26 protein-coding genes and 2 pseudogenes are annotated in these 19,957 nt (G+C 62.3%); 20 read left to right on the plus strand and 8 right to left on the minus strand.

What is annotated here, in order from left to right:
* Nucleotides 1–211, plus strand: a pseudogene (locus tag IWX62_RS14630) (IS256 family transposase); the annotation flags it as partial.
* Here IWX62_RS14630 and IWX62_RS14635 read toward each other — a convergent pair.
* Entirely contained in the window at nt 208–582 is a 375-nt protein-coding gene (locus IWX62_RS14635; protein WP_196842152.1) for a response regulator, read from the minus strand. The pseudogene IWX62_RS14630 and the gene IWX62_RS14635 overlap by 4 nt on opposite strands.
* Nucleotides 583–934: 352 nt before the next feature.
* Between IWX62_RS14635 and IWX62_RS14640 the strand changes: the two genes are divergently transcribed.
* Nucleotides 935–1,282, plus strand: a complete 348-nt coding sequence (locus IWX62_RS14640; RefSeq protein WP_196842153.1) for a hypothetical protein — start codon at nt 935–937, stop codon at nt 1,280–1,282.
* A gap of 129 nt (nt 1,283–1,411) precedes the next feature.
* Here the strand turns inward: IWX62_RS14640 and IWX62_RS14645 are convergent, their stop codons facing one another.
* The 4 genes from IWX62_RS14645 to IWX62_RS14660 form a co-directional block, all read right to left on the minus strand.
* Entirely contained in the window at nt 1,412–2,140 is a 729-nt protein-coding gene (locus IWX62_RS14645) for a VIT1/CCC1 transporter family protein (RefSeq protein WP_196842154.1), read from the minus strand.
* 439 nt (nt 2,141–2,579) lie between these two features.
* Nucleotides 2,580–2,933, minus strand: coding sequence for a lycopene cyclase domain-containing protein (locus tag IWX62_RS14650; protein ID WP_196842155.1), 354 nt, complete (start codon nt 2,931–2,933; stop codon nt 2,580–2,582).
* A complete protein-coding gene (locus IWX62_RS14655; protein ID WP_196842156.1) occupies nt 2,930–3,262 on the minus strand; it encodes a lycopene cyclase domain-containing protein in 333 nt (110 codons plus the stop codon). Before IWX62_RS14655 ends, IWX62_RS14650 begins: the two co-directional genes overlap by 4 nt.
* Before the next feature lie 110 nt (nt 3,263–3,372).
* Nucleotides 3,373–4,152 (minus strand): hypothetical protein, encoded by a 780-nt coding sequence (locus IWX62_RS14660; RefSeq protein ID WP_196842157.1) that lies wholly within the window; start codon nt 4,150–4,152, stop codon nt 3,373–3,375.
* A gap of 53 nt (nt 4,153–4,205) precedes the next feature.
* Between IWX62_RS14660 and IWX62_RS14665 the strand changes: the two genes are divergently transcribed.
* From IWX62_RS14665 to IWX62_RS16335, 8 genes are all read left to right on the plus strand, one after another.
* A complete protein-coding gene (locus IWX62_RS14665; RefSeq protein WP_196842158.1) occupies nt 4,206–5,219 on the plus strand; it encodes a LacI family DNA-binding transcriptional regulator in 1,014 nt (337 codons plus the stop codon).
* On the plus strand, nt 5,216–6,751 hold the full coding sequence (locus tag IWX62_RS14670; RefSeq protein WP_196842159.1) for a sugar ABC transporter ATP-binding protein: 1,536 nt from the start codon (nt 5,216–5,218) through the stop codon (nt 6,749–6,751). The genes IWX62_RS14665 and IWX62_RS14670 overlap by 4 nt, the downstream gene beginning before the upstream one ends.
* The gene (locus IWX62_RS14675; protein WP_196842160.1) at nt 6,744–7,724 is read left to right on the plus strand and encodes an ABC transporter permease; all 981 of its coding nucleotides are present in this window, start codon (nt 6,744–6,746) and stop codon (nt 7,722–7,724) included. Before IWX62_RS14670 ends, IWX62_RS14675 begins: the two co-directional genes overlap by 8 nt.
* 44 nt (nt 7,725–7,768) lie before the next feature.
* Entirely contained in the window at nt 7,769–8,710 is a 942-nt protein-coding gene (locus IWX62_RS14680; protein WP_196842161.1) for a substrate-binding domain-containing protein, read from the plus strand.
* Entirely contained in the window at nt 8,707–9,672 is a 966-nt protein-coding gene (locus tag IWX62_RS14685) for a ribokinase (protein ID WP_196842162.1), read from the plus strand. The genes IWX62_RS14680 and IWX62_RS14685 overlap by 4 nt, the downstream gene beginning before the upstream one ends.
* Nucleotides 9,669–10,052 carry a D-ribose pyranase gene (rbsD, locus tag IWX62_RS14690; protein WP_196842163.1) on the plus strand — a complete coding sequence of 128 codons (384 nt, stop codon included), beginning with the start codon at nt 9,669–9,671 and terminating at the stop codon, nt 10,050–10,052. Before IWX62_RS14685 ends, rbsD begins: the two co-directional genes overlap by 4 nt.
* Nucleotides 10,053–10,296: 244 nt before the next feature.
* A complete protein-coding gene (locus tag IWX62_RS16330; protein WP_333483448.1) occupies nt 10,297–10,581 on the plus strand; it encodes an alcohol dehydrogenase catalytic domain-containing protein in 285 nt (94 codons plus the stop codon).
* A gap of 84 nt (nt 10,582–10,665) precedes the next feature.
* Nucleotides 10,666–11,274 (plus strand): zinc-binding dehydrogenase, encoded by a 609-nt coding sequence (locus IWX62_RS16335; protein ID WP_333483449.1) that lies wholly within the window; start codon nt 10,666–10,668, stop codon nt 11,272–11,274.
* A gap of 127 nt (nt 11,275–11,401) precedes the next feature.
* On the opposite strand, the gene IWX62_RS14700 is transcribed toward IWX62_RS16335, so the two are convergent.
* Nucleotides 11,402–11,872 carry a TetR-like C-terminal domain-containing protein gene (locus IWX62_RS14700; RefSeq protein ID WP_333483450.1) on the minus strand — a complete coding sequence of 157 codons (471 nt, stop codon included), beginning with the start codon at nt 11,870–11,872 and terminating at the stop codon, nt 11,402–11,404.
* Between the two features lie 43 nt (nt 11,873–11,915).
* Here IWX62_RS14700 and IWX62_RS14705 point away from each other — a divergent pair, with 43 nt between their 5' ends.
* The 10 genes and pseudogenes from IWX62_RS14705 to IWX62_RS14745 form a co-directional block, all read left to right on the plus strand.
* Nucleotides 11,916–12,104, plus strand: coding sequence for a monooxygenase family protein (locus tag IWX62_RS14705; RefSeq protein WP_442859268.1), 189 nt, complete (start codon nt 11,916–11,918; stop codon nt 12,102–12,104).
* Nucleotides 12,105–12,160: 56 nt separating this feature from the next.
* Complete coding sequence (locus tag IWX62_RS14710) at nt 12,161–12,511, plus strand: TfoX/Sxy family protein (protein ID WP_196842166.1); 351 nt, start codon at nt 12,161–12,163, stop codon at nt 12,509–12,511.
* 216 nt (nt 12,512–12,727) lie between these two features.
* A complete protein-coding gene (locus IWX62_RS16340) occupies nt 12,728–12,910 on the plus strand; it encodes a hypothetical protein (RefSeq protein WP_333483459.1) in 183 nt (60 codons plus the stop codon).
* A 2-nt stretch (nt 12,911–12,912) separates the two neighbouring features.
* Nucleotides 12,913–13,086, plus strand: a complete 174-nt coding sequence (locus tag IWX62_RS16345) for a TPM domain-containing protein (RefSeq protein WP_333483457.1) — start codon at nt 12,913–12,915, stop codon at nt 13,084–13,086.
* A gap of 143 nt (nt 13,087–13,229) precedes the next feature.
* Nucleotides 13,230–13,529, plus strand: a complete 300-nt coding sequence (locus IWX62_RS14720; RefSeq protein WP_333483451.1) for a hypothetical protein — start codon at nt 13,230–13,232, stop codon at nt 13,527–13,529.
* Between the two features lie 221 nt (nt 13,530–13,750).
* Nucleotides 13,751–14,854 (plus strand): TerC family protein, encoded by a 1,104-nt coding sequence (locus tag IWX62_RS14725; protein WP_196842169.1) that lies wholly within the window; start codon nt 13,751–13,753, stop codon nt 14,852–14,854.
* Nucleotides 14,851–15,732 (plus strand): helix-turn-helix transcriptional regulator, encoded by an 882-nt coding sequence (locus IWX62_RS16350; RefSeq protein WP_333483452.1) that lies wholly within the window; start codon nt 14,851–14,853, stop codon nt 15,730–15,732. Before IWX62_RS14725 ends, IWX62_RS16350 begins: the two co-directional genes overlap by 4 nt.
* Nucleotides 15,729–15,905 carry a hypothetical protein gene (locus IWX62_RS14735; protein ID WP_196842170.1) on the plus strand — a complete coding sequence of 59 codons (177 nt, stop codon included), beginning with the start codon at nt 15,729–15,731 and terminating at the stop codon, nt 15,903–15,905. The genes IWX62_RS16350 and IWX62_RS14735 overlap by 4 nt, the downstream gene beginning before the upstream one ends.
* 135 nt (nt 15,906–16,040) lie before the next feature.
* Nucleotides 16,041–16,625 carry a dTMP kinase gene (locus tag IWX62_RS14740; protein WP_196842171.1) on the plus strand — a complete coding sequence of 195 codons (585 nt, stop codon included), beginning with the start codon at nt 16,041–16,043 and terminating at the stop codon, nt 16,623–16,625.
* A gap of 39 nt (nt 16,626–16,664) precedes the next feature.
* Nucleotides 16,665–16,991, plus strand: a pseudogene (locus tag IWX62_RS14745) (succinate dehydrogenase); the annotation flags it as partial.
* Between the two features lie 188 nt (nt 16,992–17,179).
* Here the strand turns inward: IWX62_RS14745 and IWX62_RS14750 are convergent.
* Both IWX62_RS14750 and IWX62_RS14755 read right to left on the minus strand, forming a co-directional pair.
* On the minus strand, nt 17,180–17,497 hold the full coding sequence (locus tag IWX62_RS14750) for a P-II family nitrogen regulator (RefSeq protein ID WP_196842173.1): 318 nt from the start codon (nt 17,495–17,497) through the stop codon (nt 17,180–17,182).
* Entirely contained in the window at nt 17,494–19,956 is a 2,463-nt protein-coding gene (locus IWX62_RS14755; RefSeq protein ID WP_196842174.1) for a DUF2309 domain-containing protein, read from the minus strand. Before IWX62_RS14755 ends, IWX62_RS14750 begins: the two co-directional genes overlap by 4 nt.
* Nucleotide 19,957 lies beyond the last annotated feature (1 nt).

Below are 19,957 nucleotides of genomic sequence, written 5' to 3' on the forward strand. Positions count from 1 at the left end.
CCCCAACGACCAAGCCGCCGTGAAACTGCTCTGGCTCTCGATCTGCAACATCGAAGACAAACGCGCCAGAGAACGCCGCAAAAGCCGGAAAACCAACAAGGAATCCACCGGCAACCACCTCGTCGAAGGCGCCTCCACCGCCGGCTGGAACCAAGCCCTCGGACACCTCGCCATCACCTACCCCGAACGCCTCGACTACTACCTCAACTAAAAAATGGCCCACTCACTTACACAAACAACTTGACAGGCCCGACGGATGAGCCGCAGTTGTTCACCGCCATCATCGAGTTTTGATAAACACCCCCACGCTCCGGCAACAATCGCATCAATCAACACGGCTTCCTCAGCAGCCCCGGCCAGGAGCACACTCCGGATACTCGGATCCGTCACGGCGATTGCCCGACACACCGCGGCACCCGTGCCGTCAGGGAGATCATCGTCCAGAATGACCAGTTCCGGACGGAGAGCGGGAATCAATCGGACCGCTTCACGTGCTGAACCGGACTCGCCCACAACGTTCACACCACCGGATTCCAATAACTGGCGCAAACCTCGCCGGACCATCTCGTGATCATCGAGCACGTACACACCTGAACCAACCGTGGGTGAATGCGGAACTACAGGGTGACTACGGTTCATCGGAGTATCCGTTCCGACGCTCAAGACCGGACGTCCACAATGAATCGAGGAAGCCGCATTCACCCCCAGAGTGAAAGCGAACAGCATTGGAGTCATGTCCACTACTGCCCGAGCCATCAGATATCCATGACAACAAGCCCGGCACCTCAGCTTAGAGCCCTCACACCCGACCGGACAGTGCCATAAGCCCCCTAAAATCGACCCGCGCACTCATGTCTCGCTAACGCAGTCCGTCTCCTGGGGGCAGCGCGTCGTTGCTCTCGACAGAAATCAGGCGGTGGTGTTGGCTTGTCCTATGGACACCATTCCTACTTCCGGGGAAGGCAGCTCCACCCCCGGTCCTCAATCCGAGTTGCGCCATTTGACGAAGGATGAATCCGAGGGACTTGACCGCAAGCGGCGCGGCAAGAGAACTCAGAAGATACTCGACGATGCCGACCTTCGCGATGATGACGCGACAGCCCGAGATGCCGAGGCCGACGAACGCGCCAAAGCTGCCGATCTGAAGTCCTTCATGGACATAAAAAACCCGTACGCCGGGCAGGATGATCGCCGGGCAGCAGCTCACGACCGCGCCAACTCGAAGATCGACCGGGAATCCTCCGCTGAGGACAGGGTCAACCTCACCGAGGACGAAATCTGAACCTTCAGCATCAGCTGCACTGCTCCATGCACGCTTCCGCCTGCCCTCCGACTAGCGCGGCCGCATCAGACCTGGAGGTCGAACTTCTGGAGCAGCTAGCCCGCCGACCTCAGCAGGTCTTCACGAGTGCTAGACCACGCCCGTAGTGCCCAGCAGCGATCCGATCAGGAACGTCGCCGCCAATGCCAGGGCCCCACCCACAACAATCCGCAGAGTTGGGCGGGTTGCTGAGTTTCCGCCGATCCGCGCACTTCCATACCCCGTTGCGGCGAGGGCTATCAGAACTGCAATGAAAGTTGCAGGAACTCGGGTGTCGGAAGGGAACAAGAGGATCGTCAGAAGCGGAAGGATGGCCCCGAGAGTGAATGCCAGGGCCGATGCACCGGCAGCGGCGAGCGGACTCGCCACCGCATCCTCGCTCAGCCCAAGTTCTGCCTCAAGGTGGGCCCCCAACGCATCATGTTTCGTGAGCTCAACCGCAACCTGATGGGCTGTATCCGGGCTAAGACCCTTGGACTCGTAGATCCCCGCAAGTTCGATCAGCTCCGCTTCGGGTTCCGTTTCGAGCTCGAAGCGCTCTTTGGCAATCAGGGCCTGTTGGCTGTCTCTCTGGCTGCTCACCGACACGTATTCCCCCAGCGCCATGGAAATCGCTCCACCCACCAGGCCGGCCACCCCGGCGGCGAGAATCAACGGCGTCGCGGTGGTTGCCCCTGCAACGCCGACGACGAGCGCCGCGACAGAAACGATGCCATCGTTCGCTCCAAGAACTCCCGCTCGCAACCAATTGAGCCGGCCATGGATGGAACTGTCATGGGGTTCGCTAATATGCGTGCCGTTCACCGGAGAACTAGTCATGCCCGTAATCTAAGCCCTGCCGTGTTCGTGCACCAGCAAGGCTAGCCTGCAGTTGGTAACCGTTTGGCGTTCCGCCCACTGGCCGTGCTCCTGGTCTCTCGAACCCTTTGACTATGTGGTCACCACGTGGTCTTCCCTTGAGGAGAACGAAACAACGGGAGGCGAGACCTCAGACATGTCATGGAGCACACGGGAAGTCGCGGATCTCGCGGGCACCACGGTGAAGGCGATCGTGCTGTGGACCGGGCTGGTCGCTGCGGCCGCTCTGGGCTTCCTCACCCTGCTGGGCTGGTGACAGTCCGCTCCTCGCATTCCAGGGGGAGGGTTGAGTCAACACCTATGACGGGTTTCCGGAAAAAAACCGGCTATTTGTGTTGACTCATTCCACTGGGGGCGAGTCATTCCACTGGCGGCGAGCGAACTATGACAGACACGTCGGTTACGGCTTGGTGTTGACGGCCCTTGACGATTCGGCGTCGGGAGTTTGTCCAGATGCCTTACCCGGAAGGAGTGCCCACAGCGCTGGCAGCAGGATACAGGCGCCCACTGTATAGGCGAAGTCCTCGATCGGCGCCAACGCCAGCCGGATACCGAGGATGAGGTCCGGGTTGTAATCGACGATGCCGATAGCGATCAGCACATTGTCGAATACGGCGGTGGCGACCAGCAGCACAATCAAGGTGATGACGACGGCCCGTCGGCTGGGAAGCTGACTCCGTCGCGTCCGGTAGGCCCAGACGGCAATGGCCAGGATCGGGACGAAGAAGATGAGGTTGAGGACCAGGTACGTCACGCCGCCACCTTTCGGTCCCGTTTCTGGTCTCGGACCGCGACCGCGCCGAGCACATTGAGGGTGGTGTAACAGAGCAACGCAAGGAAAAACACTTCCTCGAGGGGAAGTTCAGGGGCGAGGAGGATTCCCGTCATCAGGTCGGTGACGCCTCGGAAAAAGATGCCCAGTGCAATGCCGAAGAGATCCCACGTGATGAAGAAGATGATCCCGATGATCATGGTCCAGGTGGCTTTGCGGGCGTCCCGCCAGAAGGTGAGGCGAAACCTCCAGTCCAGGAGGACCGAACCGCCAAGAGAAAACAGCAGCGCGCCCAGATAGATCAGGCCCATGGTCCGTCGCTAACCGTCTGCTGTTCGCGTCCGGCGCCTACAAGTCGTCTGCCCATACAGGTCATTCTTCCCGACCCGCTGCCGTTTCCCTGCAGCGATGCTCAGGGTCATCAAATGTTTGCCCCAGCATTCATTGACTCCCCGCCGCCGGAACTCCGCTGCAGGGACCGCCGAAGTTCGGAGTTCTGCGGCAGTGGCCAGCGTCGCTCGCGTTCATTCTTGCTGTCGCGGGCCAGCGCATTCAAACGTCGCAGGAGGCGGAGGAACACCACCACCATGATGATCAAAAGTATCGTCAGCCCGAGCAGGAGGTGGCCCAGAGGAAGTTCATCAGGACGTCTCCCCAGATAGATGGCACCCACGAAGACACTGCCTGCGAGGACTCCGAGCATCGCCCACGCCAGAACAGTCATGGCCGCCGGTTCCCAGGGGTGGGCGTCGTGGAGGAAGCTCCTCGTCTGTTTATCGCTGGGCCGAGTACCGTCGCCCGCGGCACTGGTTGCGCGGTAAAGATCCCGCCGCCCGGTCGCCTTCCACCCCGACCACAGCACGGTGACGGGGATGGAGGACGCGGCCAAGGCAATGAGAGCCGGCACGGCAATAGCGGCCCCCTGTTCCTCTACGTCGAAGGAAATACTGACGACGTCGTTCTCGTCGAGAAGCAGCACAATGAACCAAAGAATCAGGGCGAGCGCCACGGCTGCCGCTGCGCTACCCACCACAGCCGTGGTGCGCCCGAGATTGCGGGTGGTCCTACTCAAGGGAAAGTCGACCGGTGCTTGGGTGAACGGCTTCTTCTTCATTTGGCCCGAGTATAGCGCTCCAACAATTCCAGCTTTGGCGCGGTCAACCGTGACCAGGACATTGACCCTCCCCAAGACCTGTGGCATAGTTTGGAATCGATTCCATGGAAACGATTCCATAGCGGCCGAGGAGTAACAGGGTGCGATCACTGACGATCAAAGACGTCGCCGACAAGGCGGGTGTCTCAGTAGCAACCGCTTCCCGCGTGCTCTCAGGACATCCCTCGACGTCGGCCGAAGCCCGCACCGCGGTCACCGAGGCAGCCCAGGAGCTCGGCTTCCGGCCCAACTCCCAGGCCCGCTCCCTCCGCAAGACCACCACCGAAACCATCGGACTGGTCCTCCCCGACGTCCGGAACCCCTTCTTCGCCGATCTGGCCCACGCCATTGAACAGCGTGCCCGCGACTTCAAATACCTCACCCTCTTTGGCAACGCCAACGAAAGCGCCGAACAGCAGGACCGCTACTTCGACGTGATGCTCTCCCAGCGCGTCGACGGGCTCATCGCCGCACCCCTCGGCGACCTCGACAGCCTCAGAAGCATCCTCGACAGCGGCATCCCCACCGTCTTCGTTGACCGCGTGATCGCCGACACCGCCGTCCCCAGCGTCACCCCCGACAACGTCACCGGCATCCAGGAAGCCGTCCGCCACCTCACCGCGCAGGGCCATCGCCGTATCGGCTACATCGCCGGACCGCAGTCCACCTCCACCGGCCGCGAACGCCTCGCCGCCTTTCAGGATGCCCTCGCCGACACCCAGGCGGACGACGACGTCGACCTCATCTTCTTCGGCGACTTCCAGGCAGCCAGTGGTGCAGCCGGTGCGCGGCACCTGCTGGAACTCGCCCAGCCGCCCACCGCCCTTCTCGCCGCGGACAGTCTCATGAGCATCGGCGCGATCGGTGTCTGCAACGAGCGCGGCATCGGCATCGGCACTGACCTCGCCTTCGTCGCCTATGACGACATCGAAGCCTTCACCCTCCTCAACCCCGCCCTCACTGTCATCGCCCACGACGTCGACGCCATGGGCCGCCAGGCCGTGGAGATGCTCACCCAGGTGATCGCCGGCGAGACCCCCGCATCAGTCATCCTCCCCAGCAGACTCATCATCCGTGGCTCCACCCCGCCCCTCCCAGGAGGCACAGCACTGTGAACACCAAACCCATTCTCACCCTGGACAACGTCACCAAGTCCTTCGGGCCGGTCACTGTCATCAGGGGAGTGACGGTCAACGTCTACCCCGGTAAGGTGCAGGTCCTGCTCGGCGAAAACGGTGCCGGCAAGTCCACCCTGATCAAGATGATGGCTGGCGTGCACCAGCCCGACGGCGGCCGCATCCTCGTCGACGGCGAGGAGGCCCGGATTACCAACACCAAGGACTCCGAAGCCCTCGGCATCGCCACCATCCACCAGGAACTCAACCTTGTGGGCTCCATGACCGTCGCCGAAAACATCTCCATGGGACGCTTCCCCCGCCGCTTCGGGCTCGTGGACAAGCGCAAGATGCGCGAAACGGCCAGGGCGGCCCTCGCGATGATCGGCCTGGACATCGACGTCGACCACCGGGTCGGCGACCTCGGCATCGCCCGCCAGCAGCTCGTGGAAATCGCCAAAGCCCTCAGCCTCAACGCCCGCATGCTGGTGCTCGACGAACCCACAGCTGCCCTCACCAAGCGTGAGATCGCGGCGCTGTTCGCCGTCGTCGAGGACCTCCGCAAGCGCGACGTCGGGATGGTCTTCATCTCCCATCACCTTGACGAGATCGCCGCCATTGGCGACTCGGTCTCGGTGCTGCGCGACGGCGAATTCATCGCCGAGGTGCCCGCCGACACCCATGAGGACGAACTGGTCCGCCTGATGGTGGGCCGCTCCATCGAAGCGCAGTTCCCCCGCCGCCGGGAATGGGACGGCCCGGCAGACACCCTCCTCGAAGTAAAAGGTCTCTCCACCAAGGGCGTCATCAATGACGTCACCTTCTCCGTCCGTGCGGGCGAGATCGTGGGCCTGGCCGGGCTCGTCGGGGCGGGCCGCACGGAGGTCATCCGCGCCATCGCCGGCGCCGACCCTTATCTGGACGGCAACGTCCAGGTCCGCGGCAAGGATCTCCCTAAGTCCAACATCGGCGCAGCCATCAGGGCCGGCGTCGGGCACGTCCCCGAAGACCGGAAGGGCCAGGGCCTGGTGCTCGGCGCGACGGTCAACGAGAACGTGGGCTACGCGACCCTCGCGTCGACGTCGAAGTCCGGGCTGGTGGACCGCTCCGGCCAACGCAGCCGCGCCCAGGAGATCGCCGACAAGCTGCGAATCCGCATGCACACCCTGGACCAGCCGGTGGGGTCGCTCTCCGGTGGGAACCAGCAGAAGGCAGTGTTTGCCCGCTGGATCGTGGCGAACTCCTCGGTCCTGCTGCTCGACGAGCCGACCCGAGGCGTCGATGTCGGCGCCAAGGTGGAAATTTACGAACTGATGAACGCGATTACCGCCGCCGGCGGCGCCGTCGTCATGGTCTCCAGCGAACTCCCCGAGGTCCTGGGGATGAGCGACAGGATCCTGGTGATGAGCGGCGGACATATCTCGGGCGAACTGGCGGCTGAACACGCCACCCAGGACGCCATCATGACGCTTGCCGTACGTGACGTGCAACGCGATCTCGAAGACAAGTCAATGGAGGACGGTCATGAATAAGGTTGCTACCGCTACCGCACCGAAGGTGTCGGGCGGGGCGAGGGCCAAGAAGCTCCTCGCCGACAATGGGGCGCTGGTGGGCCTGGTGATTCTTGGCCTGGCCCTGTTCATCGCCACCCCCGACTTCCTCACCGGCCCCAACCTGCTGAACATCGGCATTCAGGCCTCCGTGATAGCGGTTCTGGCGTTTGGGCTGACCTTCGTCATCGTCGCGGCGGGCATTGACCTGTCCGTCGGTTCTGTGGCCGCGCTGTCAGCGATGGGGTCCGCCTGGATCTTCTCGACGGGGTCCATGCCGGGCTGGGTCGCCGTGATTGGCGGTCTGATGATCGGCACCCTGAGCGGTGCGGTCAGCGGATACGCCGTCGCGTTCGGCCGGCTGCCGTCCTTCATTGCCACGCTGGCGATGCTCAGCATCGCCCGCGGCCTGACCCTGGTCATCTCCGATGGCCGTCCCATCGCCACCGCCCCCGAGGTGTCCTTCCTGGGTGGGAACCTCGGCGTCATCCCGATGCCGATCGTGGTGCTGGTGATCGCTGGCCTGGTGGCCGCGTTCATCCTGAACTTCACGGTGATGGGCCGCTACATGTACGCGGTGGGCGGCAACAGGGAAGCCGCACGGCTCTCTGGTGTCCCGGTCCGCAAGGTCCTGGTCACGGTCTTTGCACTGTCCGGGCTGTTCGCCGCCGTCGCCGGTCTCCTGCTCTCCGGCCGGCTGGATTCCGCCCAACCACAGGCCGCCTCCGGTTACGAGCTGGACGCGATTGCCGCCGTCGTCATCGGCGGCGCCTCCCTGGCCGGCGGCGTGGGCCGCGTCACCGGCACCCTGGTGGGCGCCCTGGTGCTGGTGGTCATCCGCAACGGACTGAACCTGCTCAACGTCTCCTCGTTCTGGCAGCAGGTGGTGATCGGCGTGGTGATCGCCGTCGCCGTCGGCATCGATTCCCTGCGCCGCAAGAACGCACCCCACTAAACCTTCCCCCCTAACCCGATCCACCACTGAGTAAGGAAACAACAATGAAGTTCACTTCCCGCAAAACCGCAGCGCTAACCGTCTCCCTCGCGCTGGCCCTGAGCATGACCGCCTGCAACCGTGGGGGCGACGAGGCAGCCGAGGGTTCCGCCTCGGCTACCCTGGCACTGTCCACCCTGAACAACCCGTTCTTCGTCGAGCTGCGCGACGGCGCCGAGGCGGCAGCCGAGGCTGCGGGGATCGAACTCGACGTCGTTGACGCCCAGAACGACTCCGCCGCGCAGACCAACCAGCTGGCCACCGCCGCGACCAGCGGCACCGACGCCGTTCTGATCAACCCCGTGGATTCCGACGCCGCAGCAGCCTCCGTGGCACCGCTGATCGACGCCGACATTCCGGTGGTCGCGGTTGACCGCACTGTCAATGGCGCCGAGGTCCAGTCCCTCGTCTCCAGCGACAACGTGGCAGGCGGCCGCCAGGCAGCCGACGAACTGGCGGCAGCCATGGGCGAAGAGGGCGAAGTGATTGTCCTCCAGGGCGTCGCCGGCACCTCGGCCAGTCGTGACCGCGGCGCCGGTTTCGAAGAGGGCATGGCGGCGTACCCGAACATCACCGTGGTGGCGATGCAGACCGCCAACTTCGACCGCGCCGAAGCACTGAACGTGGCAACCAACCTGCTGCAGGCCAACCCCGACGTGACCGGTATCTTCGCCGAGAACGACGAAATGGCACTCGGCGCCATCCAGGCCCTGGGCGACCGGGCGGGCGACGACGTCAGCGTGGTGGGCTTCGACGGCACCGAAGACGGCCTCGCGGCCATCGAAGCGGGCACTATGACCGCGACGATCGCGCAGCAGCCAGCCGAACTGGGCAAGCAGGCAGTCGAAGTTCTGGAACAGCTCCTCGCCGGCGAAACCGTCGAAGAGACCATCCCCGTTCCCGTCACCACCGTGAACGCCGACAATGTTGGAGAATTCACCGAATGAGCACTGAGCCGTCGGGCGTCGTCGTCGTAGGGTCCATCAACGCCGACCTCGTAGTCACCCTGGAACGCCACCCGCAGCCGGGCGAAACCCTGCTGGGTCGGACCATGACGGTGATGCCCGGCGGCAAGGGCGCCAACCAAGCCGTAGCTGCGGCGAAGCTCGGCGCCCGTACCGTCGTGATCGGCGCGGTAGGTCAGGACGCCTATACCGACGTCGCCCTCTCCGGGCTGCACGCCGCCGGTGTTGATACCGGCGGCGTACAGCCCGTCGCTGGTATTAGCACCGGCGTCGCGATCGTGGAGGTCGACGACGCCGGTGAGAACACTATCGTGGTGATCCCCGGCGCGAACGCCGAGGTAACCCCCGAGCTGGTTGCCGCCTCCGCTGACGTAATTGCCGACGCCGCCGTGCTGGTGCTGCAGGGCGAGATCCCTGCTGCCTCTGTGGCGGCTGCCGTTTCCCTGGCGAGCGGACGGGTGGTCATCAACCTGGCGCCGGTCATCTCGTTGGACCGCGCGACCCTGCTGCGAGCCGACCCGCTGGTGGTCAACGAACATGAAGGAGTGCTGGTGCTGGCGCAGCTGACCGGTTCCGCTGACGCCGCCGATCCATCCAATCACGCCGCCACTGCGCGGGCGTTGCTGGACTGCGGCTTCGCGTCCGTGGTGATGACTCTTGGCGGAAACGGGGCCTTGCTGGCGTCCGCTGCCGGCCTGCTCAACATCCCAGCGCCGAAGGTTCCCGTAGTGGACACTACCGGTGCCGGCGATGCATTCACCGGCGCGCTCGCGGCCCGGCTCAACGCCGGGGATTCCCTCCCCGACGCCGTACGGGTTGCCGTGCTGGTGGGCGCGTTCGCCGTCGGGGCCGAGGGCGCCCAGCCGTCGTATCCCTCCCTTTCGGACCATCTGCCCGTAGCCCCTAGCTCACCGATCACCACTGGACAGGACGCTGACGCGTGAAGAAGACCGGAATCCTTAACGGACCGCTGAACGGGATCCTCGGAACCCTGGGGCACGGGCACCTTGTGGTGATTGCCGACGTCGGGATGCCCCTCCCTGACGCAGGCATCGTGGTCGACCTGGCCCTCGTCAAGGGCATCCCGTCCTTCAGCACGGTGCTGCAGGCGGTCCTCGCGGACATCAAAGTCGAATCATCGCTACTGGCCTCCGAAGCGACTGGTTCTCTCGTTGAGGAGGTTGTCCGCGCCGAGGGGCTGAACCCCGACTTCGTAAGCCACGAAGATCTGAAGGCTCTACTGCCCTCCGCCCGGCTGATCATCAGAACGGGCGAGGCGACACCGTTCGCGAACGTGGTCCTGCGCTGCGGTGTGACCTTCTAGCGCCTGCGCAGCTCGACAATGCCGGGCATGAAGATGGCGTTCTCACTCACCCCGTAGGTGGCGGAAAATACATCCTGCCCGCCATCGTTCGGGGCACCACACCTTTTGTGGCCGTGACTTTTGGACTCCTCGCCGTCGCTGGCTGACGCAGCGCCAGAAAATGTGCCTGTTGGACTAGCAGCAGGAATGCGGCGGCGTACCCGTGTGGTTACCAGTAACCACACGAAGAAGAAAGAAGGCAACCATGCGCGCTATTCGTCAGCACCCCTTTGGGGAACCCTGGGACGTCTTGCAGGTGGATGAAGTGAAGACTCCGGAGCCGGGCCAGGTACGGGTACGGGTACTTACACTCATGTCGCCCATCCACAACCACGATCTCTGGACCGTCCGTGGCACCTACGGCTTCAAGCCGGAACTTTCCGCCGGAGCAGGCACTGAGGCAGTCGGGCTCATCGACGCCATTGGTGAGGGCGTGGAGCACCTCTCCATGGGGCAGCGAGTCGCGACCGGCGGCACGTTCGAGGTTTGACCTGAATACTTCATCGCCCGGGCACAAGGCCTGATTCCCGTTGACGATAGCGCTACCGACGAGGTCGCCTCACAGCTTGTGTCGATGCCCTTCTCAGCCCTGGCTCTGCTCGACTGGCTGGAGCTCAACGAGGGTGACTGGATCATCCAAAACGCAGCAAACGGTGCGGTTGGTCGTCTTGTGGCGCAGCTTGCCCCCACTCGCAGCATCAATGTCATCGGCCTCGTACGTCGTGACGCGGCCGTCGATGAGCTTGCCTCGCAGGGAATCAAGCGGATTGTATCCACCGAGAGCGAAGGCTGGCAGGATCGGGTCGCAGAGATCACCGGTGGCGCGAAAATTGTTGCCGGCGTAGATTCGGTCGGCGGCGAAGCCAGTAATGATGTTCTGTCCCAGCTCAGCGAGAATTCAACCCTCGTTGTGTTCGGGGCAATGGGAGGCAGCTCCCTGACAATCAACTCCGGAGCGATCATTTTCAAAAACCTCACAGTCAAGGGCTTCTGGGGCAGCAGTGTCATGAGCGGGCTGTCGGCTGAACGCCGCGGGGAGCTTTTCAGCGAGCTGCTGATGCAGGTAACTGACGGCGCCCTTTCCTTCCCGACCGAGGCAAGCTACTCGTTCGATCAGGTGCAGGATGCGGCAAAAGCGAACTTCGTCGCGGGCCGCAAAGGCAAGGTCATGCTCAGCCCCTAAGTTGGCCATCCCACCAGGAATAACCGTTCTGTAGCTCCAGGGGCGGTGGATAGCTGAAGGCCTCCACATGCAGTTGGACCGGCGAGGGTTCAACTCACTAGGAGGTCTTCAGGGTTTAACGTGGCCTCTATTCGGCGGTCCAGCCGCGGGCTATGGCGTCGAGGGCCATACTGTAGACCGCTGCCCAGTCAGCGTCTGGACGACCCATCTGTGCCAGCTCCAGGCTGACAAGGCCGTGGACCTGACCCCAAATCTCAACGGCAACTAGCTCCACCGGTGCCTCCACCAGGATGCCCGCAGACTGGGCCGAAGCCACTGCATCCATCACGGGCTGCATCGCATCAGCGGCTGCTCCTGGACTGGGCTGGCAATCAACATAGGCTGCCAAAGCGCCGCCGAACATCAGGCGATAAAGGGCTTGGTGCTCCAGCGGCCATGCCCGATAGGCCGCCCACAACTCCATGAGGCCTCCGGAGGCCGCAAGCTGTGAATCTCGAAACGACGAGAATCCGTTGTCCACCACCGCCGTCAGGAGCTCAGACTTCCCGCCGAACAGCGAGTAGACCGCCGAAGTGGACGTCCCGGCTGCGGGCGCCACATCGCGCAGAGTTACCCGCGCGGGGCCGCGCTTCACGAAGGAGGTGGCTGACACCGGAGACGTAGGTGTCTGGCATGAGACATATCAGGTGCCAGCCTCTGGAATAGAAGCGGTCTACAACGGAATGCCGCTATTTGGCTTGGCCAAGGCTACGGCGCATATCCCGGTGGGCGCGCGCAACATCACCGCCAAGCAGCGCATGGCGCAGGTCCCGCAGCGCAAAATCCCTTGACAGAATGAGGCCGTAGCCCCATCTTCAGAGAGCACCTGTGATTGAGGGGAGTTACCGTGACCGACACTGTCTCAGCACGCGATGTTCTTTCCGCACGGCTCCGAGACCTCTTCGCCTCCCACCAGAAGGTGCGTGAGGTACGAATGTTTGGCGGCGTATCATTCATGGTCGATGATCGCATGGCAGTCGCCGCCGATCGCGTCGGCGATCTGCTCGTACGGACCAACCCTGACGAGTACGACGATCTGCTTCGACGCGGCGGGGTACCGGCGCTGATGGGCAAAGAAAAGCCAATGGGGCGCGGATGGCTGGCAGTGCCTCGTCAACAGCTCGACGACGACGCCGAACTCGCCTACTGGGTCGGCGTCGGCATTGACTCCCAGAACGCATCGCCAGGACATCAATGAGGATTCCGCGATCATTCCTCGTGTCAGCGTGGGAACCAGAAGCACTCACCCGTTTTTTGGCGACACCTTGTCCCGGCGGTCGTTTGACTCGCTCAGCGAAGCAAAGGAGAGCACCAGAGGGAAGGCGCGAAGATCAATATACCAGTCGGGCAGGCCGCACTAGCAGCGGCAACGCTGCTGCTCGTCCTCACCGGATGCAGCAGCGAACCGTCGGTAGTGCCCGACCGGCCCCTCGATGGCAACGTGCTGGATGCCGCTGCTGTGCTGACTACAGCCCAGGAGCAGGAACTCAACTCCCTGTTCGACGAACGGAATGTCGACACCGACATGGCCCGCGTCGCCGTCCTGACTGTCGAAAATGTTGGGGGGGGTCCATCGAGGATTACGCCCGGGAGGTAGCCATTGACTGGGGAGTTGGCGACTCAGGCGCAGACAACGGCGTGCTCGTCGTGGCGGACACCGTCGAACGTGAACTGCGGATCGAGACGGCCGACGGCGTCCGTGAGCTCTTCTACGATGACGAGGCGGAGAACGTTATTGAAAACGTCCTTGAGCCGGCATTCGCCGACGAATAATACGCCGAGGGCCTCACTCAAGCCGTGAACAGATCAACCTATACGCCGATGGGCAAGAACCTGCTGCGGAGCCCTTCAACTGGACGATGTTGGCGTGGGTGATGGGCGTGGCCATGGGTCTTGCGGGGCTCATTATCTCTATCGTGACTGTCGATTCCCGCCGTCGTCGTCGGGTAGCTGACGAGGAGATACGCGCGGCAGAAGAGCGCGATCCGGACTTCCGCCTCACCGAGGAGCAACGCAAGGCCTACCGGAAGTACCGGTATAGGAAGCGCGGCGACGACGCTGTGAACTATCCACCGACGCGGCTCCCCCTCTATATTGCGAACCCGGCACTCTATTCAGGGGCGAGCACGAGCACCCAACCGGCTCATCCTTCGGCGGGGGCGGTGGCTTCACCGGCGGAGGCGCGTCCGGGAAGTACTGACCACTTAAACTCATGAAATGGTGACCTGGGCTTTCTATCCAAGGTGCTGGCTCTAGCTTTGCTCGCAACACCTTGGCTACTTGACCGGAAAACATGAACTGTGCTTCACTTGTTTTGTACACGGAGGGGAGTATCCCCAAAATTGTCCCGTCGTCACTACGGCTCATCAGCAGCCCGGCGGGCAGGCCCTTTCGAGGGCGGGAAAGACCTCCGATCGATTCGATCGGAGGATTTTTCATGGATGTCCCATTCTGGATCTGGGCTGCGGTGCTGGCCTTCATAGTTGTGATGCTCGCTGTTGACCTTTTTGCCCACCGTCGTGCCCACGTCATCGGCGTGCGAGAGGCCGCTATCTGGTCCGGCGTGTGGGTGGCCTTCGGCGTCGCTTTCGGCATCATCGTGTGGATGAATTGGGGAGCCGAATTCGGTCAGCAGTACTTCGCTGGCTACCTGATTGAGAAGTCCCTCTCGGTGGACAACGTCTTTGTCTGGGCCATCATCTTCAGCTACTTTGCGGTCCCACGCGAATTCCAGCACCGAGTCCTGTTCCTGGGTGTGCTGGGGGCGCTGGTCTTTCGAGCCATATTCATTGCCGCGGGCGCGGTGCTGATCCAGAACTTCTCCTGGATTCTCTATGTTTTCGCTGCTTTCCTGCTCTACACCGGATGGCGAATGATCCGGCAGCGTAACGATCACCTGAACCCTGAGCAGTCGATAGTGCTTCGCGGCTTCCGGCGCTTCGTGCCGATGACCGAGGCTTACCACGGGCAGAAGTTGCTCATCCGCAGGAACGGGGTGTTGCTGGCCACCCCGCTGCTGGCGGTGCTGGTTCTGATCGAGGTCACGGACATAGTGTTCGCCGTGGACTCCATCCCGGCGATCTTCGCTGTCACCGACGAAGTGTTCCTCGTCTTCACCGCCAACGCCTTCGCGATCCTGGGACTTCGTGCCATGTACTTCCTGCTGGCAGATTTGATCCACCGGTTCATCTACTTGAAGATCGGTTTGGCCCTGGTACTGATCTGGGTCGGCATCAAAATGCTCCTCAAAATCGATCTGTTCTACATCCCCACAACCTTCTCTCTGGCTGTGGTCGCCACGATCATCACGGTCTCCATCGTTGCCAGCCTGCTGGCCACCCGTGGCCAGGGCCGCAAAGCCCTCCCCCAGCCGACCGACCCTCCTTTTCGGGTCGCCACTGAGGAAGAGAACGCCGAACTGGAGCCGGTGTGGCGGCGTCGCCGTCGCCACACCCTCACCAGCCAGCGGACCGAGACCGCAAACTCTGACGAGGACGAGGACGATCGGGAGTCCGCGGGTAGAGACGGTGGTGCACGATGAGCGCGGATCATGCCTTCCGGCGACGCCCCGTCGTCGTCATTGTCACCGACGAATCCGTTGCCACGGCTGTGGCGCACAGCGCCGTTTGGGTCGCTTCAGAACAGGAAAGGCCCATACTACTTCTGGTGCCAATACAACGGCCGGCGTTCACCACCGATCCGGCGATAGTGGCAAGGATGTATGGGCGAGCGCTGCGTGAAGCCCAAGCCCTCGCCGGCAAGGTTCGGCCTGTACTGGAAGCGGCGGGATTCTCCGTTCCCGCACGCGTCGTATGGCATGGCACGTTCTCACTCAGACGTTCACGCACGGCCCGCGCCACAGCCTTGGCTCGGGCCGTGCGCAAGGCCGGCGCGGCCGCCGTTGTCACGCCCATTGTGCTGCCGACGCCGTTAGGACGCGGCGTGGAAATCCTGTTCCTACCGGACGACCAGGCTCGCTCCCGCACGCACTGGCCTGAGGGGACTCACGCTACATCCAAGGAAAGGGGCGCTCCGATGTCGCTCAAGAATTCAACGAATCCGGTCCAAGAAATGGCGTCAACAGAAATAGCGGCCCAGGACCCCGGCCCAACCCAACGTCCACCCTGGACGTTCCTGACCAATCACAGCCATGTCCTCCTGGCTGTGAATGAGAACCCGCGCGCGCGCGTGGAGGACATAGCAGCGATGGTTGGCATCACGCCAAGAGCAACCCTGCACATCCTCGCAGACCTTGAGGAGGCAGGTTATCTGCAACGACTCCGGGAAGGACGCCGCACCCGGTATGTGATCCAACCCAGGCAGCACTTCCGTCACCCGGCTACAGGGCATCAGGAAATAGGGGCACTCCTGGCAATTTTCTCACCCGCCGACGGACACCTACGAAAGGAATCATCATGAGAAGCAGAACCACGGCCCTCCTGGGCTCCGCCTTTCTTCTGACCGGGGCCTTGTTCCTGACCGGTTGCGACGATACGCAACTTCCGCAAACACCGGGAGTGGAGGAAGGGGATGGTGCCCAGGACCAAGACGAAGGCAATGATCAGGAGAGCGAAGAGCAGGACGAGGACTAGAGGCAATCGGGCAGGCCTGAAGAGTTAGGGGCCAATGAGGGTTAGGGGGAAACCATGACAAAGGAACATTGGGTCTTCGGGGACGGCCAACGCTGGTTTTCGCAGACATGTCCTACAGGAGGGCGGTGATGAGTCTTGATTATTGTTCTCGCGGGTATTGATGGTGCGGGTAAGACTACGGCAGGAAAATTGCTCACCGAGCGACTCTCCACGGCGGCTTATCCTGCCACCTTCACAGCGAACCCATCCGGTCGGCGAAGCATGACCGCGTGGGGTACTCGGCGCAACATCCACCCACCGGCGGTTCTGTTGGATGCACTGGAAACCACGATCCGCTGCGTCAACGTGCTGATCTCCCACTTACGCGCGACGACCGGTTCTGGTGTTGTCATCATGGACAGACACCTCTACTGTCAGCTAGCGCTGAGGCAAGTGCGTGACCTACGTCCAGGCTGGTTTCTTCCGCTGCTGCTGTGGGTCCTCCCCACCCCGGATATCGTTTTTTACTTCGATGTGCAGACGGATATTGCACACACCAGGGTCAATAGCCGAGCCGCGGACACTGAGACCATCGAACATTTGCGTGCGTTCGACCAGGCCTATCGGGAACTGCAGGACTTTCCTTCTTTCATCATCATCGATGCGAGCCACTCTTCGGGGCAGGCTGTTGACGACATACTCCAGGAGCTCGGGATGTGCGGACTTGGGCTGCAACCGTGAGTTCAAAACGCGACACCCGGCCCGGTGCCTATATCAACACTGATCTTCGTGCACCTCTTCGTCAACCTTGTGCTCGGTGACGGTATCCAGCAGATTGACTTCGCCTTCGTCGCAGGGAAGTGGGCCAGCCCCTTCTGGCAGTGGTTCGACCTGATCATGCTCTGGCTCGCCATGCTTCACGGCACAAATGGCCTCCGCGTCATCATCAATGACTACACCGATACCTCCCGATCGCGCCTCATGCTCAAAACCGTCCTGCTCAGCTGTTCACTAAGTATCATCGCAATCGGATCACTCGTCATCTTCACTTTCGACCCCTGCCCCGTCAATGCCTCCGCAGAATTGCTACCCGAATTCTGTCCTTAAGGTTTTCAAGCTTCCAGCCACCCGTAGCCCCGGCGATGCCACAGCCATTAGCTGGGAAGGTAGCGTCTCTTGTCACACGTGTCTGTTGCCTCGATGCAAGGGCCCGCCAAAGGTTCCCGGGCGAGGCCGGCCTTTCCATCCGCAGCGGCCAACGTAATTTGTGGATCGAGGGTGTGGGCTTGGCACCATCACTGGAAGTACTCGGGTCTGCTGACGTATGTCTCGCCGACGAACATGACTCCGGATTGTCCGTCAAGCAGCACCCGGATCGCGTCGATCAGCTCGGGCGCGTTCTCGGGAGGCAAAACTGTGATGAGCATGGTAAGGGTGTCGTATTCGTTGAACAGCAGAGCACCCGAATGCGCACCGTGGTGGCCGAGGCCGGATACACCTGACACTGCGGTGTATCCGGTTGCTCCAGCTGAGACGATCAGCTCGCGAACGGGAGGTGCGTCTCGATTCGAAATTACGACCTCGACTCGGGTCATCTTCGTCAAACCAGTCATGATGGTGTTCCTTCGCTGGTGGGGGTGGCGTTGTGGTGACTGGAGGACCATCCGTACCTACCGTACAAATACCACGGGGATGAGTCATCTTCGCGGGCGGTGAGGCTGATCCAATTGTTGTTGAGAAGGTTCTGCAGCACGGTGTTGCGTCCAATGATTTCGAGGATGTGCCTCAGTGGCGCCTGCACAATGACTGCGAGCCGCATCGGTTCGTGCACGAGCCGGTCGCCTACGCCCAGTGATTGCCAGGGAAGTCCTCGCCGAAGATCGCCGCGCTGACCGCTCAGGACACCGAGTGTACCGATGGCGTTGTGGGTGGTTTTGGTTCCGGCGCCGAGCGTTTCGGGGTTCAAAGCTGAGAAGTAGTACTGGTGGTTGATCCACTGCGCTACCACCACGGGGGCGGTGAGGATCGTCTCCAGTGCTGCGCCGTTCGGGTCGAGCTCAGGCCGATAGGAATGCAGGAAAACGCGGCGTTCCAAATCGAGTGCGCGGGTGAGCTCTCTTGGGCCAATGATGAAGGCTGCGTTACCGACAAGACCCCACTCGGGATAGACCTCGGCCCAATCATCCGCGCGCCGACGGGTCTTCTTGGGTGCGTGCCATGGTGAGGCACCTGGCAAGGATTGTGCTCGTTCGCGGATGAGTGCGTCCGACGCTGCCCCTTGCAGCCTGTCGAAGTCGTCCACGAGCTTGCGGTGGGTTTCGGGGATGAGGTGGATGTCGAAGGTGGAGATCCGGTCTGTGACTGTGTCGTGCTCCGCGGCGAGGAAGAACGTGTCCACTGGGATGTTGAGTTCTTTTTCGCTCAGTAGAGTGCGGACGTCGGGATCATTGAGGATTGTTGCCGCTGCACGCGCATTGACGTCTCCGCGGTTCCCTCCGCATGCACCGCAATCCAGTGCCGATTTGTAGAGGTTGTTGGCGCTGGTCGAGCCGTGACCGACGAGTACAACGAGCGGTGCGAAGCGATAGAGTCCCATCATTCGTAATGATGCCTCGGCCAGCCTGACGCGCTCCTGGAGGCTGAAGGCCTCGACGACGGTCACCGAGGACACCAATGACGGTCTGGAAGTTAGCGCAGCAATCCATTTTGCTGCGGTAGTGGGGGCGAATGTTCGTAACGCTGTTGCGGCTCCAAACAGCCAACCCGTTGCCTCAGCGAAGGCGAATGGGGACACCGTTGTTGATTCACCGGTGTGAATTCCTGCAGCGAAGGCTTGTCGTGTCCGCAGTCGCTTCGTGTAAGACGCAGCGTCACCTGCGTCTTGTGGAACCTCGGTTATATGGTGGTGCGCTGAAAGCAGTGCCGGCAGGGAGTCGATCGATGACGGTGAGTTGTACGTGGAGAATCGGACCGGCACACCGAAGAACCCTGCAAATCCGAAAGTCTCAATACGCGGATCCAGCCTTTCAAGGTGGCGACGAATGCCCTCAGACCGCGGATCGATGCACGCGACTAGCTGCAGGTGTGGCAGCAAGTCAGCAGGCTCGCTATTGCCGAGCGGGAGCACAAGTGTTCGCGCGTAGTGCACTTCGTAGGCGCGCTGAAGAGTGTACGGGTGGTCTCGGAGAGGATGGAAAGCAAGCACCCGTCCGATAATGGCGACAGTTTTGCTGTCGGTTCCGACACCGAGGCGCTCGGCTACGCGGACGGCGCGCGGCCAGAGATCTCTCCGACCATCTGTCGCGGCCTCTTCATACGTCGAGAGGGCTGCGGAGCCGGAGGAGTGAGCCAGCAGCATTCGCAGGCTCAGCCGTACTGCAAGGTAGTCCACCAGGTCTACGTCGCCGACGTGCTCCGATCTCCATTTGATGTGGGCAGCCCAGCCGGGGAGGCCGGCGAGCTCCCTGCGCAGAATCGAGTCCTCGTCGCGGGCAGGAACCTCTAGACCGGTCATTGCAGAAGCAACGGCGTCCTCCGGGCGAGCGGGTAATCTTCGCGCAGCTCTTCGGGCGGCCCAAGGCAGATCAGGATCGTGCGTGGCAAGATGACGCCAGGCTGCGTAGAAACCGTCCCGGCGGCGCGGGATCCGCCACAACGGATCCGGGTCAAGGAACGCCGCGACCCACTTCGACGTGATGTCGTCGACGAGGTCGTGCTGTTCACTTGGAGTCGTCGGTGAGACCGTGGTCGGCGTCGGGTCGGTCAACTCTGCAACAAGGAGCTCCGCCGCGCTGATCGTTGCAGAGCCGACACGCACGGGGCGGGAGCGGAACTCAGGAATACGTTCGTGCACCGCAGCCAGCAGATCTTCGGGTGTGATCCGACCCGAGTCGATGTCGGCTCGGTATGCAGTCATAGGACGGGTCGTAACGACTCCTGGCACTTGAACACTCTCGAAGTCGGTGCTCTCATAGCCGCCCAACGGATTGACAGCGATGAAGGAGTTCAGCGGCCACTGGGGCACGATGTCTCGTGCGGCGCGCGCTATGTCAGCTCTGGTCTTAAGGCTCATG

Origin of the sequence: Arthrobacter sp. CAN_A1 (assembly GCF_015751665.1) — a bacterium.
Taxonomy (GTDB): domain Bacteria; phylum Actinomycetota; class Actinomycetes; order Actinomycetales; family Micrococcaceae; genus Arthrobacter_D.

Excerpts from the sequence above, each read along its gene's own strand:
- IWX62_RS14755 (WP_196842174.1), bottom strand. The coding sequence starts at position 19,956 with ATGAGCCTTAAGACCAGAGCTGACATAGCGCGCGCCGCACGAGACATC.
- IWX62_RS14680 (WP_196842161.1), top strand. The coding sequence starts at position 7,769 with ATGAAGTTCACTTCCCGCAAAACCGCAGCGCTAACCGTCTCCCTCGCG.
- IWX62_RS14640 (WP_196842153.1), top strand. The coding sequence starts at position 935 with ATGGACACCATTCCTACTTCCGGGGAAGGCAGCTCCACCCCCGGTCCT.
- IWX62_RS14660 (WP_196842157.1), bottom strand. The coding sequence starts at position 4,152 with ATGCCACAGGTCTTGGGGAGGGTCAATGTCCTGGTCACGGTTGACCGC.
- IWX62_RS14750 (WP_196842173.1), bottom strand. The coding sequence starts at position 17,497 with ATGACTGGTTTGACGAAGATGACCCGAGTCGAGGTCGTAATTTCGAAT.
- IWX62_RS14725 (WP_196842169.1), top strand. The coding sequence starts at position 13,751 with ATGGATGTCCCATTCTGGATCTGGGCTGCGGTGCTGGCCTTCATAGTT.
- IWX62_RS14675 (WP_196842160.1), top strand. The coding sequence starts at position 6,744 with ATGAATAAGGTTGCTACCGCTACCGCACCGAAGGTGTCGGGCGGGGCG.
- IWX62_RS14735 (WP_196842170.1), top strand. The coding sequence starts at position 15,729 with ATGAGAAGCAGAACCACGGCCCTCCTGGGCTCCGCCTTTCTTCTGACC.
- IWX62_RS16335 (WP_333483449.1), top strand. The coding sequence starts at position 10,666 with ATGCCCTTCTCAGCCCTGGCTCTGCTCGACTGGCTGGAGCTCAACGAG.
- IWX62_RS14645 (WP_196842154.1), bottom strand. The coding sequence starts at position 2,140 with ATGACTAGTTCTCCGGTGAACGGCACGCATATTAGCGAACCCCATGAC.
- IWX62_RS14685 (WP_196842162.1), top strand. The coding sequence starts at position 8,707 with ATGAGCACTGAGCCGTCGGGCGTCGTCGTCGTAGGGTCCATCAACGCC.
- IWX62_RS16350 (WP_333483452.1), top strand. The coding sequence starts at position 14,851 with ATGAGCGCGGATCATGCCTTCCGGCGACGCCCCGTCGTCGTCATTGTC.
- IWX62_RS16330 (WP_333483448.1), top strand. The coding sequence starts at position 10,297 with ATGCGCGCTATTCGTCAGCACCCCTTTGGGGAACCCTGGGACGTCTTG.
- IWX62_RS14655 (WP_196842156.1), bottom strand. The coding sequence starts at position 3,262 with ATGGGCCTGATCTATCTGGGCGCGCTGCTGTTTTCTCTTGGCGGTTCG.